Annotated in this window: 1 protein-coding gene; it reads right to left on the reverse strand. The window is 65.1% G+C overall.

Annotated elements, in window-relative coordinates; genetic code table 11:
* The coding region (locus CFP71_RS42575; protein WP_208636165.1) for a M28 family peptidase at window positions 1-725 on the reverse strand (725 nt) is incomplete at its 3' end.
* Window positions 726-740: the final 15 nt, after the last annotated feature.

Raw genomic sequence — 740 nt, forward strand, 5'->3', positions numbered from 1 at the left:
GTGTCGCACGACTGGTGGTAGCAGTGGTCGAGCATTTCTCCCGCTTTCCCCCCGAACAACGGCACCCATTCCGCTGGTTTGAGGGTTTCCGCGCCCGCGTTGACGCCTCCGGCGGGGATGCCTGCCTTGATGAACGGGGAATGGTCCGAACGATCGTCGAGTTCCAGCCCGACCGTGGGAAAATTCTGTCGCGCGAAGTAGTCGTCGATGGTCTTCGTGATCTGTCGCGATCCTGCCGGCGCGGGGCCCCCCGGCGTCAGCCCGTTGTAGACCTGGCGCGCGAAGTTCGGTGAGCCGATCATCTCCAGGTTCAGGTACAGGCTTGTTCCGTCCCGCTCTCGGCGGCTGAGCTGATCGACGTGGTACTGGGACCCGACGAGGCCTTTCTCCTCGGCGTCCCACCAGGCGAACCGCACCCGGTTCTTGATCTTGCCGGTGTGCCGGGCGAGCTGTCGCGCGATCTCCAGTTGCATCGCGGCGGCCGCGGCGTTGTCGTTCATCCCGGGTGTGGTGTCGACACTGTCGAGATGGGACCCGACGACGACGGTGTTCGCCTCGTCTCCGGTGGAGGTGTCGGCGATGAGGTTGTATCCCTTGGTGGTGATCCGCCTGCTCCGCAGATCCAGGTGAAGTGAGACTTCGCCCTTGGCGGCGTCGGCTTTCAGTTCCTGGGCCTCGGCCCGGGTGAGAGTGGCGGTGGGAATCCGGGCCTGTTCCGGGGGCACGATCCGATGCCGGAT

Origin of the sequence: Amycolatopsis thailandensis (genome assembly GCF_002234405.1) — a bacterium.
Classification (GTDB): domain Bacteria; phylum Actinomycetota; class Actinomycetes; order Mycobacteriales; family Pseudonocardiaceae; genus Amycolatopsis; species Amycolatopsis thailandensis.